The organism is Streptomyces sp. JLBG701, assembly GCF_058544905.1.
The window spans coordinates 1,502,870-1,520,341 of sequence record NZ_CM178588.1 but is presented as its reverse complement, the minus strand read 5'-3'; the positions used below and the strand labels follow the sequence as shown (position 1 = coordinate 1,520,341).

Genomic DNA, 17,472 nt, shown 5'->3' with positions numbered 1-17,472 from the left:
GAGTGCTCGTGCCGCAGTCCGTACCGGCCCTGCCGCGACGCGTCGCACGCATATTGCGTACCTCTCTCTTCGCGCAGGTCGCCTGCGCGCTGGTGCTCGGAATCGTCGTCGGGAAGCTGTGGCCCGACGTGGCCACGGACCTTCAGCCGCTCGGCGACGGTTTCACCCGGCTCATCAAGACGATCATCTCGCCGCTCGTGTTCTGTGTGGTCGTCGTCGGTATCGCGAAGGCCGGTGACCTGAAGGCGTTCGGCCGGATCGGGCTCAAGGCCCTGATCTGGTTCGAGGTCGCCTCCACGGCCGCCCTGCTCATCGGCCTGATCGCCGCCAACGTTGTCCAGCCCGGCTCGGGGATGAACGTCGACCCGTCCACGCTCGACACCTCGGCGGTCGACGCGAAGACCGGCGGCGGCTCACTGCCCTCGACGACCGAGTTCATCGTCAACGCGATTCCCACCAGTTTCATCGGTGCCTTCGCCGAGAACTCCCTGCTCCAGGTGCTGATCCTGGCCTGCCTGGTGGGCGCAGCGCTGCTCCACCTCGGTCACACCAAGGTGCCGAAGGTCCTGCCGGCCATCGAGCAGGCTCAGGAGATCATCTTCGCGATCGTCGGCTTCATCATGCGGCTGGCCCCGATCGCGGTGTTCGGCGCGATGGCCGTCCTGATCGGCCAGTACGGGCTCGGCGTGATCGAGACCTACGCCAAGCTGATCATCCTGTGCTACGCGGCCGCCGCGCTCTTCATCGCCCTGCTCGCCGTCGCCCTCAAGACGGTCACCGGGCTCAGCCTCTGGAAGTTCCTGCGCTACATCCGCGAGGAGATGCTCCTCGCGCTCGGCACCGCCTCCACCGAGTCCGTCATGCCGCGCGTCATGCAGAAGCTGCGCAAGGCCGGTGCCCGCGACGACGCCGTGGGCCTGGTGCTGCCCACCGGGTACTCCTTCAACCTGGACGGCGCCTCGCTCTACCTGTCCATCGGCACGCTGTTCATCGCCCAGGCCGTGGGCGTGGATCTCAGCCTGGGCCAGCAGATCACCGTGGTCCTGGTGCTCATGCTCACCAGCAAGGGCATGGCCGGCATCCCCGGTTCGGCCTTCCTCGCCCTGTCCGCGACCGCCTCCTCGCTGGGCGCCATCCCGGCCGGCGCCGTCGCCCTGCTGCTCGGCGTCGACCGCATCATGGACTCGATGCGCGTCGTCACCAACCTGCTCGGCAACTGCGTCGCCGTCTTCGCGGTCTCCCGCTGGGAGGGTGCCCTGGACATCGACAAGGCCAAGAGGGTTCTCGACGGCGAGATCGCGGTCGTAGCGGAAGAGCCGGTGGAGCCGGAGGCCCCCGAGGGGACGGACGCCGCGGACGAGACCCCGGAGGTCGAGGTCCCCGCCCAGTCGGCCAAGGAGCCTGCTTCCGAGGTCAGTTGACCCCGTCGTCCGGTCAGAAAGGCCGCGGCCGCCGCTCCAGCAATACGGAGCGGCGGCCGCGGCCTTTCGCAATGCTCATGCCCGCCTGGTCGGGCCGCCTCAGCAGTTCCGCCCCTGCTCGGGCATGCCGTCCACCAGCGAGTCCAGCAGGCCGCCGAGCACCTCGCGTTCCAGATTCGTCAGCGGGGCGAGGATCTCCTCCGCCGCCGACCTGCGCGCGCCCCGCAGCTCGCTCAGCGCCTTGTGTCCGTCTTCCGTGAGCTCGATACGGATCACCCTGCGGTTGGTCGGGTCCGGGACCCGGCGCACCTTGCCGCTTGCCTCCAGGCCGTCGACCAGGGTCGTCACGGCCCGGGGCACCACCTCTAGGCGCTCGGCGAGGTCGGCCATGCGTGGAGGCGAGTCGTAGTGCGCGAGGGTGCGCAACAGCCGGGACTGAGCCGGTGTGACGCCCACGGCGCGCTGCTCCAGATGGCGCTTCTGGATGCGGTGCACGCGGCGGGTGAGCCGCAGCAACTGCTCGGCGAGCAGGCCGTCGGAATCGGGGGTGGTCATACGGGAACAATAACAGGACCTTGTTCATTGTGAGTATAGGTAACAATGAGCTATGCTCCATCAGTCATCGTCGACCCGTACAGACACGGTCGACTCTTCTCCCGTAGGAGCCCATGAAACCCGACCGCCAGCCCGCATGGACGCCGTCCGCCGACGCGCAGGAACAGCCTCGGCAGGTGCGGCGCATCCTCAGACTCTTCCGTCCCTATCGCGGCCGCCTCGCCGTCGTCGGCCTGCTCGTCGGCGCCGCCTCCCTCGTCTCGGTCGCCACGCCCTTCCTGCTGAAGGCGACCCTCGACACCGCGATCCCGCAGCAGCGCACGGGCCTGCTGAGCCTGCTCGCGCTCGGCATGATCCTCAGCGCGGTCCTCACCAGCATCTTCGGCGTCCTGCAGACCCTCATCTCCACGACGGTCGGCCAGCGCGTCATGCACGACCTGCGCACCGCCGTCTACGGCCGCCTCCAGCGGATGTCGCTCGCGTTCTTCACGCGCACGCGTACCGGCGAGGTCCAGTCCCGTATCGCCAACGACATCGGCGGTATGCAGGCCACCGTCACCTCAACCGCCACCTCCCTGGTCTCGAACCTCACCAGCGTGGTCGCCACTATCGTCGCGATGGTCGCCCTCGACTGGCGCCTGACCGCCGTGTCGCTGCTCCTGCTGCCGGTGTTCGTGTGGATCAGCCGCCGGGTCGGCAACGAACGCAAGAAGATCACCACCCAGCGCCAGAAGCAGATGGCCGCGATGGCCGCGACCGTCACCGAGTCGCTCTCGGTCAGCGGCATCCTGCTCGGCCGCACGATGGGCCGCTCCGACTCGCTCACGCGGTCCTTCGCGGACGAGTCCGAGGGCTTGGTCGACCTGGAGGTCAGGTCGAACATGGCCGGCCGCTGGCGCATGGCCGTCATCACGATCGTCATGGCCGCGATGCCAGCCGTCATTTACTGGAGCGCCGGCATAGCGCTGAACATGAGCGGCACGGCCATCTCGATCGGCACGCTCGTCGCCTTCGTCTCGCTCCAGCAGGGCCTGTTCCGGCCCACCGTCAGCCTGCTCGGCACCGGCGTCCAGATCCAGAGCTCGCTCGCGCTCTTCCAGCGCATCTTCGAGTACCTCGACCTGCCCATCGACATCACCGAGCGCGAGAACCCGGTCCACCTCGACCAGATCAAGGGCGAGGTCCGCTTCGAGGACGTCGAGTTCCGGTACGACAGCGACGACAAGCACCGTCCCATCCTCGACGGCATCGACGTCACCGTCCCGGCCGGCAACAGCCTGGCGATCGTCGGCCCGACCGGCGCCGGAAAGTCCACGCTGGGCTATCTGGTGCCCCGGCTCTACGACGTGACGGGCGGCCGCGTCACCCTCGACGGGGTCGATGTGCGCGACCTGGACTTCGACACGCTCGCCCGCGCGGTCGGCGTCGTCTCCCAGGAGACGTACCTCTTCCACGCCTCGGTCGCCGACAACCTGCGCTTCGCCAAGCCGGACGCCACCGACGAGGAACTGCACGCGGCGGCGAAGGCGGCCCAGATCCACGAACACATCTCGTCGCTGCCCGACGGGTACGACACGGTCGTCGGCGAGCGCGGCCACCGCTTCTCAGGCGGCGAGAAACAGCGCCTGGCCATCGCGCGTACGATCCTGCGCGACCCGCCGGTCCTGATCCTCGACGAGGCGACCAGCGCCCTGGACACCCGCACCGAACACGCCGTCCAGGAGGCCATCGACGCGCTGTCTGCCAACCGGACCACGCTCACTATCGCGCACCGGCTGTCCACCATTCGGAGTGCGGACCAGATCGTGGTCCTCGACTCCGGGCGCGCTGTCGAACGCGGTACGCACGAGGAGCTGTTGGAGCAGGACGGGAGGTATGCGGCGCTGGTCCAGAGGGACGCCCAACTGGAACCGACAAGATGACGATATGCCGGGTTTGTGAGTGTTTGCGGGTTACCGTGCCCGCATGCAGATGAACACTCCGCCACGGAGCACGATTCGACTGACGCGCCGGGGCCGTCTCGTCCTCATCGCGACCGGGGCCGTCGTGGCCGGCACCGCCGTGGCGGTGCCGCTGCTGAGCCTGGAGAGCGAGGGGGAGACCAAGCCCACCTCCCTGGTCATCCCCGAGGGCTGGCGCGCCGGCCAGGTCTACGAAGCCGTGGACAAGGCCCTCACCCTGCCGGTCGGGACCACCAAGAAGTCGATCGCCAAAGCCGGCCTGAAACTGCCGAACGACGCCGAGGGCAACCCCGAGGGCTATCTCTTCCCGGCGACCTATCCGCTCGACAAGAAGCCGACCCCTGAGTCGCTGCTGTCCTTCATGGTCGACACCGCGAACCAGAAGTTCAACGGCGCCCCGATCGCGGCCGGCGCCCAGCGCAACGCGATGAACGTGTACCAGGCGGTCACCATCGCGAGCATCATCCAGGCCGAGGCGGCCACCAAGGCCGACATGGGCAAGGTGGCCCGGGTCATCTTCAACCGGCTGGAGCGCGGCATGCCGCTCCAGATGGACTCCACCATCAACTATGCGCTCAACCGCACCACGCTGAAGACGACGCCGGACGACACTCGGATCGAGAGCCCCTACAACTCCTACCAGCGCATGGGACTTCCGCCGACGCCGATCGACAACCCCGGCGAGGAGGCGATGCGCGCCGCCATCAGCCCCACCCCGGGCGACTGGCTGTACTTCGTCACGGTCAAGCCGGGCGACACGCGCTTCACGGCCGACTACCAGGCGCACCTGCGGAACGTCGCCGAGTTCAACGCCCAGCAGAAGAGCGCGCAGTCGGCGAAGTAACCCCGACGGGACGTCAGGCGGCGACCGGCTCTTCGGCCAACAGCCGCCTGATGTCCCGTACGGCCGCCCGGCCGGCTCGGTTGGCGCCGATCGTGCTCGCCGAGGGCCCGTAGCCGACCAGATGGATCCGCGGATCGGCGACGGCTCGCGTCCCCTCGACGCGGATGCCGCCGCCCGGCTCGCGCAGTCGCAGCGGGGCGAGGTGGTCGATGGCGGCCCGGAATCCGGTCGCCCAGAGGATGACGTCGGCGACGGCGCTGGTCACGCGTCGCCCGTCGTTCCACTCCACGCCGTCGGGAGTGATCCGGTCGAACATGGGCCGGCGGTCGAGGACGCCGTCCTCAAGCCCTTGCCTGATCGCGTCGTTCAGGGGCAGCCCGGTGACCGAGACGACGCTCTTCGGCGGCAGCCCCTGCCGTACCCGCTCCTCCACGAGCGCCACGGCCGCCCGGCCGACGTCCTCGCTGAAAGGGCCCTCGCGGAAGACCGGCGGCCGCCGCGTGACCCACGTGGTGGCGGAGGCGTACGGAGCGATCTCCAGCAGATGCTGCGTGCCGGACGCGCCCCCGCCCACGACGACCACCCGCTGCCCGGCGAACGCCTCGGGCCCCGGGTACTGGGCGGTGTGCAACTGTCGCCCCCGGAAGGTCTCCTGACCGGGATAGCGCGGCCAGAAGGGCCGGTCCCAGGTGCCGGTCGCATTGATGAGCGCCCGCGTCGACCACGTACCAGCCGAGGTCTCGACGAGCAGCCGGCCGCCGGAGCCCTCCCGCACGGCTCGGACATCCACCGGCCGCCGGACCCGCAGGCCGAAGGTGCGCTCGTATGTGTCGAAGTACTCGGCGATGACCTGCGAGGACGGCCGCGCGGGGTCGGCGTCCGTCAGTTCCATGCCGGGCAGCGCGTGCATCCCGTGCACCTTGCCGTACGTCAGCGACGGCCACCGGAACTGCCAGGCGCCGCCCGGACCGGGGGAGTGGTCGAGGACCACGAAGTCGCGCTCCGGCTCGAAACCGGTACGCCGCAGGTGATAGGCGCCGGCCAGTCCCGCCTGCCCGGCGCCTATGACGACTACCTCGACCTCGGTCACGTCCGTGTTGTTCACGCTTCTACCAACCGTGCACGGGTCATGGATCTTCCCGAGGCGGGACCCCGTGCGTGTGAGCCAGGATGGGGGCATGTCCGATGCCTTCACCACTCGCGTACTGAACGTCGCCACCGGATCTCGGGAGACGGTCTTCGACCTCACCCGCGACTGCGAGGCCTTCCTGCGGGAGGCGGCCGCGGGCCGCGACGGTCTCCTGAACGTCTTCGTGCCCCACGCCACGGCCGGAGTCGCGATCATCGAGACCGGCTCCGGCAGCGACGACGACCTCCTGGCCGCCCTGCACACTCTCCTCCCCGCCGACGACCGCTGGCAGCACCGCCACGGCAGCCCGGGCCACGGCCGCGACCACGTCCTCCCGGCCTTTGTCCCGCCGCACGCGACGTTGCCGGTGCTGGGTGGGCGGCTGGAACTGGGGACTTGGCAGTCGGTGTGTCTGGTGGACACCAACATCTCTAATGTCAACCGTCAGGTTCGACTGAGCTTCCTGGGCTGAGCAAGATCGTCCTGGGGGTGGCCGCGAAATCTCCGTACCTTGCGTGTTCGAAACGGAGAAGTCTTGCGCGGTACGGACCTGAACATGATCGAACGCCCCTACGACGGATGCGGAAAGTGCCTGCTCGGCGTTCGGCGACCGTCGCGGATGAAGCTCGCCACGTCGTCGCCGGAGCGGCAACGCGAGGACGTGCTGACCACCGCTGCGTCTGTCGGGGGCCACATCATCGGCTGGATCGCGTCCCATGAATTGGTGTAGCCGGGCAGGGTCCCGGAACGCGCGGGTGTCTGCCCGGGGCGTGCATCCGCTGGTGGTGCATGCTCCCTGAACAAGGGCAGGCCATCGCGCAAGTCTCCCTGGTGAACGGGCAGTTCAACCGGAGGAGCACGCGATGGCCTTGTCCCAGTCTGAGCTGATGCGGCAGCTGGAGTCACTACGTCGGGCCGATGGAGTTGAAGCAATCAGGGTGGTGTGCGAGCGCATCCTGCAGGAGCTGATCGAGGCCGAGGCCACCGATGTGATCGGTGCCGGGCCGCGTGAGCACACCGAGACGCGCACGACCTGGCGCAACGGCCACCGGGAGAGGCTGCTGACCACGCAGGCCGGCGACCTGCACCTGAAGATCCCCAAGGTGCGGAGCGGGTCGTTCTTCCCATCGCTGCTGGAGCGGCGCCGGCGCATCGACCGGGCGCTGTTCGCCGTGGTGATGGAGGCATACGTGCACGGGGTCTCGACCCGCTCGGTCGATGACCTGGTCAAAGCACTCGGTGCGGACAGTGGGATCTCCAAGTCCGAGGTCTCCCGTATCTGCGGCGAGCTGGACGAGGAACTGACCGCGTTCAAGGAACGGCCGCTGGATCACACCGTCTTGCCCTACGTCTTCCTGGACGCCACCTACTGCAAGGCCAGGGTCAACCACCGGATCGCCTCGCAGGCCGTGGTCATCGCGACCGGGATCTCCGCCACCGGGCACCGCGAGATCCTGGGGCATGGGGGTCCCCCCGCTCGAGCGAAGCCGAGAGTGGGGGAGGTCGGCGACAGTGAGTCGAAGCCGTTTTGGACGAAGTTCCTGCGCTCGCAGGGGGCCCGCGGCCTGGACAACGTCCAGCTGGTCATCTCCGACAGCCACAGCGGTCTGGTGGCCGCGATCCGCACCGTTTTCCTCGGCGCGGCCTGGCAAAGGTGCCGGGTTCACTGAAGCCGTAAGGATTCAACATGGTGTTTCGCTGTCTTCTGTGACGGATGCGAGTACGTCGGTGGCGGTGGCGAAGCGTCGTTCGGCGGGCGTCGGGACGTGCGGGTCTTGTTCGAGGAGGGGACGGACGTCGTCGATGGCGTTGCGGATGGTGCCGCGGCTGACTCCGAACAAGTCAGCCAGGGTCTGCTGGTTGCATAGATCTCGCTGGGAAAGGACCGTCGCCAGGATCCGGTCAGCGTCGGTGATCTTTTGACGGAAGACGCCGCCACGGGTTCCCGGGCGTCGATCACCGCCGCGCTGGTGATGCCGGCGCTGTTCGAGCGCGGCCTGGTAGGGCACGGTGATCCGGTCGATCAGCGCCTGGAAGTCCGGACGGGACATGTCGGTGAGTGCGGGGTCAGACAGAGTCTGGGCGAGATCCATTTTGCTGGTGGTGGCGCCGCCCTGCGCCCAGGCGTGCAGTTCCTGGGCGGAGGAGAAGTAGTGCGCGGTCTGCGAGATGGTGATCTTCTGCGCGTCGATGAGGGTGCGGGTCTCGCCGATGGCCTGGCCGATCGTGACCGGGTTGATGGCGAGCAGGTCGACCAGGACCTTCTGGGAGCAGACGCGGCGCAGGTAGATCACGGTGATCAGGATGCGGTCGGCGTGCGAGAGCAGGGGTTTGCCGTGTGCTCCGGGGGCCTGCAGGCGCCGGCCGCCGCGCTGCTGGAACTTGCGCTGTTCGGCCCGGGCGGCCTGCGCGGGAGCCAACTGGGCGCACAGTGCGTCCAGTTCGGCTGAGGTCATGCCGCTCAGGCGCGGGTCGGCGAGCATCGCCAGGACCTGTGACCTGGTGTGGTCGCGGTCGCTGGTGTTGATCGCGCAGTCGCCGGTGGTGCCGACTGGGGCGATCGTGTAGTTCCAGGATCCGTGCTGGTCATGGGGCGTGATCGATAGTGAGCGCAGGTGCTCGCGGCTGACGGAGATTCCCACCGGGTAGGTCCCGGTGTCCAGCTCGGCGTGAACGCGCAGGCCGGTGCGGGTGCGGGTCGCGGCGATGCTGTTGACCACGACTTCGTGGCTGGTCATGGGCCTGCCACGCCAGTTCATGGAGATGTGGGAGAACAGCCGGTGGTGAAGTCGGCCCGGGGCGCGGTCTCGTCTTTCGATCGAGCCGTTTCCCCAGAGCCGCTTCCCGCACCCGGCGTGCCGCTCTCACGGCACCGGGCGCTCCACAAGTCCCGTTCGACTATGGACAGGTGTCTTCATCCGGTGGTCGGCCAGGGTGAAGGGATGACCGTTCCCCGGTATCGGTAGCGCGTGGTGCGCACTTTGCCGGGATCGAACAGTGTCCGTTCCTCTCCTGATGGCCACCAACCTCCACCGCAGTAGCGGCGGCGGAGGTCCTTCCTGTTGATCCGGTGGTGCTTGCGGCGCAGCCACTTCATGACCTGGCTCCATGTGTACGAGCTGAGGTACTGGAAGGTCGCGCTGGACACCCCGGGGCGGAAGTACATGCACCAGCCGAACAGCATCTTGTTGATCTGGATGAGCAGTTCGTCCAGTGGCAGGCCGGTGGCTGTTCCGCGGCGGATCGTCTTAACCTTGCCCATCGCGGCCTTGAGGGCCTTGCGCGAGGGGTAGGTGTAGACGTAGCTGCGGCTGGAGCCCCGTTTGCGGTGGCGCTGGATGTGCCACCCGAGGAAGTCCAGCCCCTCGTCGATATGGGTGATCAGTGTCTTCTCCACGGACAGGCGCAAACCCATCGTGGACAACACCTCCGCGATCTCCTCGCGCAGAGCTTCGGCGTCGTCCTTGGTGCCGGAAACCATCAAGCACCAGTCGTCCGCGTACCTGGAAAGCCGGTAGTTGGGCAAACCTTGACGACGCCGCTTGTCCCGCGCCCAGGGCATGGACCCCGGACCTCCCGGCGCCTGGGCGATGTACTCGTCCAGGACCGACAGCGCCACGTTGCTCATCAACGGCGAGAGAATCGAACCCTGTGGGGTACCGGCGGTGGTCTCCCGAAGCAGGCGATCCTCGCCGAGGATGCCCGACTTCAAGAACGCCTTCACCACGGCCAGGACGCGGTTGTCTCCGACGCGCTTGCGCACCCGATCCATCAGAGCGGAGTGTGCAATCTCGTCGAAGCAGGCTTTGATGTCGCCCTCCACGATCCACTCATACGACTTGGACGTGAAGAAGCGCACCTCGGCCACCGCGTCATGAGCCCGGCGGCTCGGACGGAACCCGTAGGAACACGGGAGGAAATCCGTCTCAAAGATCGGCTCCAGCACCAGCTTCAAGGATGCCTGCACCACCCGGTCCGCGATCGTGGCGATCCCCAGCCGGCGCAACTTACCGCCCGGCTTGGGGATCATCCGCTCCCGCACCGGCAGCGGACGGAAACTACGGTCCTTGATGCTGTCCCGCAGTCCGCCGAGGAACTCCTCGACTCCCGTCCGCTCCACGATGGACGCCGCAGTGCGGCCATCCACCCCGGCGGTCTTCGCACCCCTGTTGCCCCGCACCCGATCCCACGCGACCAGCAGGAACGCGGGATCGGCGACAAGGTTGAACAGGTCATCGAACCTGCGATGAGGATCATCACGGGCCCAACGGTGCAGCTTGGTCTGGATCTCCAGTACCCGTCGCTCCGCCACATAGGTGGCAGACTCAAGTTCGTCGGTATTCACCGGCGAAAACCTCCTGGTCTTCCAGTACTTCGGCCACTGACTTGCTGGCCCCCTTCGCCATGTACGCACCTCTCGTGCGCTCGGACTACTACGGGGCCTCCGCCACGTGCTGGAGCCGTCAGCCGACGACGGGCCTGCCCACCGGCTGACTGGATGCCAGCCGGGAAGGGCACCTCCAGCACGCTTCCCACGTTCACCACTCTCCGGTCGACGAGCGAGCCGCCCAGCTCTACCCCGACAGCATCGCCACGCCTACGCCGCAGGCATTCAGCGTGGCCTTCTCACCAGCATCGAAAGACCGGCTTCGAAGTCGCCGCCCGACAGGCGGCGTGCGCTGCACCCGGCCCATATCCTCCAGATTGGAGCCGGTGGAACACTTACGGGACGTCAGACACTGGTTCCTCTCGTACGGCGTCTCGTCTTGCTTGCCGGACACGCGCCGTCTGGAAGTACCGACGCGCTCCGTCGTTGTCAGGGCTGCTCCTACCTCCCCGCGCGTCTCCACGGATCGGCTGCCCTCAGCTTCACCGGACTGCTGCGACAGCCCGGCGGCAGGGTTCTTTCACCCCTGCCCGGTAACAGTGGCGCCTCGTGGCGCACCTCGACCTTGTTCCATTTTGAGGTGCCCGGCCAATGCCGTTGTTTGAGTTAGTGAAACATCACCGGGTTCAAGGTGATGACCTTGGCCGGGACCCGGCAGGTGGGGCCGTGCTGCCGTTTCTTGACCGACGGCGAGTACTTCGAGTCCGGACGCTTGAGGACCCGCGGTGCACAACGGCTGCGGCGGGAACCGCTGTCGAGCTTGCGGCGGACCTTCGCCTCCAGCATCGCCAGGAACGAGCCGATGGCCAATGCTGCATCCTTGGCCTGCTTGACCACACTGCGCCGGACGTGCTTGAGGATCTTCACGAAAGAGATCCGATCCGGATCGATCCGCTCGCCGCCGGCAACCCTCATGATGATCCGGTTCAGGCAGTGGTGGACCACGAGATGCGCCCAGACTTCCTGGCGCACCAGGGCCGGGGCCGTCGAGCGCAGCACCTGTGCGGGGCCGCGCTGGAACGTCTTGAGCTGGCGGTATGCCGACTCGGCCTCCCAACGCTCGTGGTACAGGGCCGCCAGCTCCTCGGCGGGGTAGGCCTCGACATCGATCAGATCGGTAAGCAGTCTGATCATCTCGCCGCTGTCGACCTGATACTCGATTACCCGCACCGTCACCCCGCCCGGGTGCGAGGCCCGTTGACCGGCCAGGCTCATCCGCCCCAGGTAGCTCCCGTCCGGCAGCACCTCGACCGGTCGAGACGCGACCGTCGACCGGGCCCGGAGCAGCAGATGCGCCCCGGCGGATGTGAACGCCTTCCACAGCTCCACTCCCGGGAAGCCCCGGTCCATGATGACCAGCATGCCTGCCGCCGAACCGGCCATCTGTACCGCCAGCTCCCGCTCACCGCCATTGAAGCCGCCGACGCGGGCGTCGATCGAGGCGTGCGTGCCGGTCTCCGTCAGTGTCACACCCGGACCTGCGGAAACCCAGCCGCAGCCCCACGGGCGTCGGTCGGCCCACCGAAGAACGCCCGGTTGGCCGGGCTGTCCGGCGCGTCCAGCACGAACCCGTCCACCGCGGCCAGCCGCATCCCGCGCCAGAACGACCCGCTCAGATCCGCCGGCCCCACAGCCCCGCGGACCCGGGCGAACAGCGCTTCCAGGACCTCCTGCCCCAGCCTCTGGCGGGCCCGGGTGAACGAGGCCCGGTTCGGGACCGTCTCATGCATACCCTCCAGCGCCCCGACCAGGTTCTCCGCGACATCGTCGTAGGAGTCCTGCGCGAACAGCGCCAGTGCGAGCGTGAAGTAGACCATGAACCTCGGCGACAAGGCACCCGGCTTCACCCCGCCCCGGCCACACTCGCCCAGCACCTCATCCACCAACTCGGGCGTCACCCACTCGGTGAGCACCCCCAGCCGTACATCATCAGACAACCCCACCCACGGATGCATGACCTGACCAACGACCGCAGCAGCGACCGGGCACCCGATCAGCGAACACTGGTTGACCACGCAAACAACGGCATTGGGTGCCCGGCGGAAAGTGACAGACGCTCACCGTGAGGCCCGTCTGGGCGGCGAACGCGGCGAGTTCGGCCTTCCATAGCCGGTAGCGGTAGCTGTTGGACCCTCCGCAGTCCGCGGTGATCAGCAACCGGCCGGCATCCGGGTAGTCAACCCGGCCACGGGCCCGCCACCAGCGGCGGATCGACTCGACGGCGAACACCGAGGTGTCGTGATCGGTGCCGACGTTCACCCGGCCGCTGTCGCGGGCCAGATCGTAGATGCCGAAGGGTATCGCCACCTCGACGTCGGGACCGATGAAGTAGAAGCTGTGGTCCTCCACCTGCACCGGATCCCCGGCGGGGCGCCATTGCCGCCCGGGGGTCGGCAGCTGTCCCAGCTGCTCCTTCTTCTTGGCATCGATGCTGATCACCGGCTGACCGCCGGACTGGCACTCCTTGACCTGTTCGTTGATATAGCGGAACTGCGCGTCCCGATCGGGGTGTTGCTTGCCCTCCAGCGTCTTGGCGCTGACCTGCAGACTGAAACCCTGCCCCTTCAGCAGCCGGCCGACGGTAGGAGCGGAGACCCGATGCCCTTGCCCGGTCAGCTCCACGGCGAGGTTGCGCAAGGACTTCGTGGTCCAGCGCAGCGGCGACATCGGATCGCCCCGCTCGTCCGGCTCCACCAGCTGCAACAACGCCGGAACCAGGAAGGGATCCTTTTCCTCAGCGGGCTTGCGGCCACCCCCGGGACGCCGAACGCACCCGTCCTGCAACGGATCCTCGCCTGACTCCAGCTCGAACACGCCGTTGCGGACCGTCGTCTCGCTCACCCCGGCCAGCCGCGCCACGGCCCGTACCCCACCGTGGCCGAGCAATCGCGCCTCCTGCGCCAGCATCAGACGCCGCTGACGCTCATTCAGATGCGGCAACACGACCTGGAACCGCAGCTCACCGAGCCGCAGACAAAGATGATCAATGAGCTGATGAGCGGACGGATGGACCTGCGATGACCATGCCCTTGGGTGACGAGGCGGTCGCGCCGTCACTGCCGCACCGGCTCGCGGACATCGTCGTCCTTCGCGCACGCCCGCTGTGGCACGGCATCGATCCGGCATCGCTGTCACGGTTTGCGGACTGGACCTGGTCCCTGGCCGAGGCGCAGCCGGACCAGCACACCCAGCCCATCATGCTGTACTGGCCGACGTTCCCTTCCGTTCTGGTGGACGACTTCAAGGTGTTCACCCTCGCGGTGCTCGACTGCACCTATCCACCGGCCCTGAGCAGGATCACGGGACTGGACCGGGCCAGCGTCGCCACGGTGCTCCTGTGGTTCAAGCGTCTCCGCGTCTTCGCGACCTGGCTCCAGCAGCGCGGCATCGCCCGGCTTCGGGACGTGACCGATCACGATCTCGACCGGTACCTCGACCACGTGCGGGCGATACAGGCCAGTACAAACACGCGCCGTCAGCTCCTGAGCGCCGTGCGCGCCATCTGGGCATACGCGCCGCAACTGCCGCCGGAACACCGTATGTCCGTCACGGTGCCGTGGCAGGGCCGCTCCCCTGGGGAACTGGCCGAGGACATCAAGACCGGCCGGGGCAACAAGACTCCGAGGATCGAAGCCGCCACCATGACCGCGCTGCTGGACTGGGCTCTGCGCATCGTGGAGGACATCGGGCCGGACGTCCGCGACGCGTGGCGGGAATTCCGGCAGCTGTACACAGGCGACCACCTCAGCCACCGCCGGTACGACGGGCTGCCGCAGACCGAGCGGATGAAGCTCTTCCTCCAGGCCGCGCGTGAAGAGGGCAGGGAGCTGCCCGGCGACCCGGAGCACCCCTGCACCATCGACTTCAAGTATCTGGCCTGCCTCATCGGGCTGCCCGCGCTGTCCAACTCCCTGTCCGGAACCTCCCGGTCGCTGGCCGAAGCCGCCGGGCTGCTGGTAGCTGAGGACTTCTTCATCGGCCGCATCACGGGACGGATCGACGGCCGTCCCTGGCGGGAACGACCGCTCACCGCACCCGAACTCCCCGCCTTCGTCTGGGTCGTGACCGCGGCATGCTTCGTCACAGTGTCATACCTGTCTGGTATGCGCCCTGGTGAGGTGGCCAATCTGCGTCGCGGCTGCCGGGCGGAAGACGCCGAGTCCGGGGAACTGCTGCTGCTCGGGCACCGAGGCAAGGGGTACGACCGCAACGCGGCGGAGACGCAGCGGCCGCCGGCCCGTCCCTGGGCCGTCGTCAGCCCGGTGCACCAGGCCATCGCCTTGTTGGAGTCGCTGCACGAGACGGACCTGTTGTTCCCCACCCGTCTGCCGGGCAGCAGCGGGCGCAAGAGCCGGGCGGGCGCGCGGACCTGGGACACCAAGAAGACCAACACGGAGCTGAAGCGGTTGCAGGACTGGGTGAACTCCGCCTTCACGTCGGTCAGCGGCACCGCTGCGATACCGCCCGACCCGGTCAAGCACCTGCACGCCTCCCGGTTCCGGCGTACGCTCGCGTACTTCATCGTGCGCCGCCCTCGCGGCCTGATCGCCGCCGCGTTGCAGTACGGCCATCTCAAGACGAAAGTAACTTTGAACTACGCCGCGAACGACGACGACTCGTGGCTCGACGATGTCGCTGTGGAACGCTTCGAGACGGTCCTGGAACAGTCCGAGGACGACTGGACCCGCCTGGAGGAAGAACACGAGCACGTCAGCGGCCCGGCCGCCGCAGAATACCGCCGCCGCACCGCCGGCGCCACGGCGTTCCTCGGCCGCACCGTGCGGGCACAGGCCAGCGCAAGCCGCCTCCTGGCGCAGACGGACACCGACATCCACCACGGCGAAGCCATGACCTGCGTGCATCGCGCGGAAACCGCAGCATGCCGCAAGGAGAAACTCCTGCTCGGGCTGCCCGCCGACGACGGACCCGATGAATCGCTCTGCCGCAGCATCTGCGTCAACCTCGCCTACACCGACCGGGACATCGCCGACCACCGCACGCGCCTGACCGTCCTGATGACGGAGGCACGCGATCCGATGACCCCGCGCCCGCGCCGGGACCGCGCCGCCGCGCAGGCCGACCAGATCCTCGCGGTCATCGAACAACACGAGACGTCGCGGCCAGCAGCCGCACACACGAAGGGCGGTCAGGCGGCATGACCCGCAGGAACCGAGACCGAGATGCGGAGCGCGATGCGATACGCGCCGCAGCGACACGCCTCCTGGCCGGCTCACCCCTTCGCTCGACGGCCGGCAAACTCACAGGGACCGAGCTGATCACCGAGTGCGGGCTACGACGCGATGTCGTCTACGGCGACCACAAGGACCTCGTGGACGAGTTCAAGGCGCGGGCCAAGAAACAGAACTTCACCCCGCAGGTCGCCCAGCACATGGCCGACGAAAACGCCGCGTTGAGGGACGCCCTGGCGAAGACCAAGGACGAACTCGCCGCAGAGCGAGAACGGGTCCGCGCCCTCGTGCGCGCCACAGCCGAACTGTCACTCGAACTCGACCAAGCGCGCGAGGAACTCGCAGCAGCACAGCAGGTAACACGGCTGCCCGGCATGCGGGGGGGGGGTGACAGCACGTGGGACCGCACCGGAACGCCAGCCGTAGACGTGACCTCCGCAGCTGGAAAGTTGTCCGGCTACCTGGCGCTGTCCCGCTCGGCCTGGGATGACAGGCCGCCTCTTGAACACGGGGCTGGCGCTCGTATGATTCTGCACTTTGAGTTATCCCAAGCTGACACGGTCCGTTCAGGTCAGGCCAGGTCTCCTGGCGCCCTTACGCACCACTTCGGCGTCCTGCTCGGCAACCCGCTTGTCCGGGCGCTGGAAGCATAGGCCCCAGCGGCGCAGGTGCACCTCCTTGGCGGCGGCGCGTTCGCGCCGGGCGAGCCAGCTGCCGATGGCTGTATCCAGTGCGTCACCATCGATGCGCTGCAGGACCCGGCGCACGGTGGCCGTGGCGGGGCGAGTCCGCTCAACGCGGAATGAGCGAAAGGCCGGATTCCACTTCGGAGAAGTACGCGCCACGGGCGGATTTCGCCTGCTTGGCGCTGAGACCGGCGCGCATTTTCGTCAGATTCATCGCTTTGGCCGTCGACGCGGGGAGATGTGCGATCAGCTGTGCGTAGACGCATCGCCGTTCTTCAGCACTGCCAGGGGAGAGACCTATCTCCAGCAGATCCATCCAGTCTTTCCAGACAGCTGCCACAAGAACTCCTGTGACGCCCGGACTCCACGCCTTGTAGACGAGTATCCGCACCCCGGGTTGGGCCTCCCACTGCCGGATCCTGAAATCAACGAGGTCCGGGTGGTCGACCATTGCCTTCCGGCGATGATGCTCCACGATCAACGGAGCGGCCTGCTCACGAGCCTCGGACCAGGAAAAGACGGCCGTTCGCACGCCCAGACGCTCGGAATCGACGACGTCCCTGCGCAGCGTTGACCGCTGTTTCGACAACAGGCTCTTTTCCCAGTCGCCGAAGAGCCGGTCCAGCCTCGCGTCCTGGCCTATCGGGGCACGCAGCAGCTTCGTCGGGAGGGCATCGCTCACCAGGTCCAGTTGGGCCCGGGGGAAGCAGGGGAAGTACAGATAGCGGTAACTTTCCGGGTAGCTGACCCGAATCGCGTGCAGGATCTCTCGGTATACCTCAGGGCTGCGTGCATCGGGGCGCACATGCAGTGAGGACGACACGCCGTCGCGACCGCCGACGAGAAGACACTCATCGGTGGCCGGGGCGCTGTCGGCGTCCACCAGATGTGGCGTATAGAAGGAATTTGGCCACTTTTTCACCCGTCTGCGATATACCGGCACAACCGCCACGGGGTGATCCGCATCACCGCTGAATGTGTGGTATTCGATCCGCCATCTCCTGTCGCCTTCAAGCGCCAGCAGTCGTCCCCAGGAACCCGCCGGTCCGAGCTCTTTGTCCAGTTCGTCAAAATACTCCGACTCATCCGCTAACGAGGAGCGAATTTCATGTCGCACGGGACACCTCCTGTGCAGCCATTCCCCGGCCGGCGCAATCGTGCAGGAACGCTACCCATCGACAGCGCACCTGACAAGGAACGTTTCGCAGCGGGCGGTGAGCCGGATCGGGGGCGTCCGCCATAAACTGCTAGACAGAACCGGTGTGATCGCTAGACTGCCTTGGCATGTTCACAAAGTGAA

General features: G+C 67.5%; 13 protein-coding genes and 3 pseudogenes. 8 read left to right on the top strand and 8 right to left on the bottom strand.

Annotated features, from left to right (window positions below):
• Positions 1-8 precede the first annotated feature (8 nt).
• Positions 9-1,421 carry a cation:dicarboxylate symporter family transporter gene (locus tag AC5DRG_RS06990; RefSeq protein ID WP_491808872.1) on the top strand — a complete coding sequence of 471 codons (1,413 nt, stop codon included), beginning with the start codon at positions 9-11 and terminating at the stop codon, positions 1,419-1,421.
• 99 nt (positions 1,422-1,520) lie between these two features.
• Here AC5DRG_RS06990 and AC5DRG_RS06985 read toward each other — a convergent pair whose 3' ends face one another.
• Positions 1,521-1,976, bottom strand: a complete 456-nt coding sequence (locus AC5DRG_RS06985) for a MarR family winged helix-turn-helix transcriptional regulator (protein ID WP_491808871.1) — start codon at positions 1,974-1,976, stop codon at positions 1,521-1,523.
• A gap of 113 nt (positions 1,977-2,089) precedes the next feature.
• Here AC5DRG_RS06985 and AC5DRG_RS06980 point away from each other — a divergent pair, with 113 nt between their 5' ends.
• Together AC5DRG_RS06980 and mltG are read left to right on the top strand one after the other, a co-directional pair.
• The gene (locus tag AC5DRG_RS06980; protein ID WP_491808870.1) at positions 2,090-3,898 is read left to right on the top strand and encodes an ABC transporter ATP-binding protein; all 1,809 of its coding nucleotides are present in this window, start codon (positions 2,090-2,092) and stop codon (positions 3,896-3,898) included.
• Positions 3,899-3,941: 43 nt separating this feature from the next.
• The gene (gene mltG / locus AC5DRG_RS06975; RefSeq protein ID WP_491808869.1) at positions 3,942-4,781 is read left to right on the top strand and encodes an endolytic transglycosylase MltG; all 840 of its coding nucleotides are present in this window, start codon (positions 3,942-3,944) and stop codon (positions 4,779-4,781) included.
• Between the two features lie 13 nt (positions 4,782-4,794).
• On the opposite strand, the gene AC5DRG_RS06970 is transcribed toward mltG, so the two are convergent.
• Complete coding sequence (locus tag AC5DRG_RS06970) at positions 4,795-5,886, bottom strand: NAD(P)-binding domain-containing protein (RefSeq protein ID WP_491808867.1); 1,092 nt, start codon at positions 5,884-5,886, stop codon at positions 4,795-4,797.
• Positions 5,887-5,959: 73 nt separating this feature from the next.
• Between AC5DRG_RS06970 and AC5DRG_RS06965 the strand changes: the two genes are divergently transcribed.
• From AC5DRG_RS06965 to AC5DRG_RS06955, 3 genes and pseudogenes are all read left to right on the top strand, one after another.
• Positions 5,960-6,382 carry a secondary thiamine-phosphate synthase enzyme YjbQ gene (locus tag AC5DRG_RS06965; protein WP_491808866.1) on the top strand — a complete coding sequence of 141 codons (423 nt, stop codon included), beginning with the start codon at positions 5,960-5,962 and terminating at the stop codon, positions 6,380-6,382.
• Positions 6,383-6,466: 84 nt separating this feature from the next.
• The gene (locus tag AC5DRG_RS06960) at positions 6,467-6,640 is read left to right on the top strand and encodes a hypothetical protein (protein WP_491808865.1); all 174 of its coding nucleotides are present in this window, start codon (positions 6,467-6,469) and stop codon (positions 6,638-6,640) included.
• Between the two features lie 133 nt (positions 6,641-6,773).
• Positions 6,774-7,577, top strand: a pseudogene (locus AC5DRG_RS06955) (IS256 family transposase); the annotation flags it as partial.
• Positions 7,578-7,592: 15 nt separating this feature from the next.
• On the opposite strand, the pseudogene AC5DRG_RS06950 reads toward AC5DRG_RS06955, so the two are convergent.
• The 5 genes and pseudogenes from AC5DRG_RS06950 to AC5DRG_RS06930 all read right to left on the bottom strand — a co-directional run.
• Positions 7,593-8,702: pseudogene (locus tag AC5DRG_RS06950) on the bottom strand (ISAzo13-like element transposase-related protein); the annotation flags it as partial.
• Between the two features lie 122 nt (positions 8,703-8,824).
• Positions 8,825-10,255 (bottom strand): group II intron reverse transcriptase/maturase, encoded by a 1,431-nt coding sequence (gene ltrA / locus AC5DRG_RS06945; RefSeq protein ID WP_491808863.1) that lies wholly within the window; start codon positions 10,253-10,255, stop codon positions 8,825-8,827.
• A gap of 648 nt (positions 10,256-10,903) precedes the next feature.
• Positions 10,904-11,767 carry a transposase gene (locus tag AC5DRG_RS06940; protein WP_491808862.1) on the bottom strand — a complete coding sequence of 288 codons (864 nt, stop codon included), beginning with the start codon at positions 11,765-11,767 and terminating at the stop codon, positions 10,904-10,906.
• The gene (locus tag AC5DRG_RS06935) at positions 11,764-12,240 is read right to left on the bottom strand and encodes a transposase domain-containing protein (RefSeq protein ID WP_491808861.1); all 477 of its coding nucleotides are present in this window, start codon (positions 12,238-12,240) and stop codon (positions 11,764-11,766) included. The genes AC5DRG_RS06940 and AC5DRG_RS06935 overlap by 4 nt, the downstream gene beginning before the upstream one ends.
• An 88-nt stretch (positions 12,241-12,328) precedes the next feature.
• A pseudogene (locus AC5DRG_RS06930) lies at positions 12,329-13,204 on the bottom strand (ISAzo13 family transposase); the annotation flags it as partial.
• A gap of 110 nt (positions 13,205-13,314) precedes the next feature.
• Here AC5DRG_RS06930 and AC5DRG_RS06925 point away from each other — a divergent pair.
• Positions 13,315-15,456 carry a site-specific integrase gene (locus tag AC5DRG_RS06925; protein WP_491808859.1) on the top strand — a complete coding sequence of 714 codons (2,142 nt, stop codon included), beginning with the start codon at positions 13,315-13,317 and terminating at the stop codon, positions 15,454-15,456.
• Positions 15,453-16,139, top strand: coding sequence for an SPFH domain-containing protein (locus AC5DRG_RS06920; protein ID WP_491808858.1), 687 nt, complete (start codon positions 15,453-15,455; stop codon positions 16,137-16,139). The genes AC5DRG_RS06925 and AC5DRG_RS06920 overlap by 4 nt, the downstream gene beginning before the upstream one ends.
• A gap of 139 nt (positions 16,140-16,278) precedes the next feature.
• Here the strand turns inward: AC5DRG_RS06920 and AC5DRG_RS06915 are convergent, their stop codons facing one another.
• Positions 16,279-17,289: a hypothetical protein gene (locus AC5DRG_RS06915; protein WP_491808857.1), complete on the bottom strand. Its 1,011-nt coding sequence runs from the start codon at positions 17,287-17,289 to the stop codon at positions 16,279-16,281.
• Positions 17,290-17,472 lie beyond the last annotated feature (183 nt).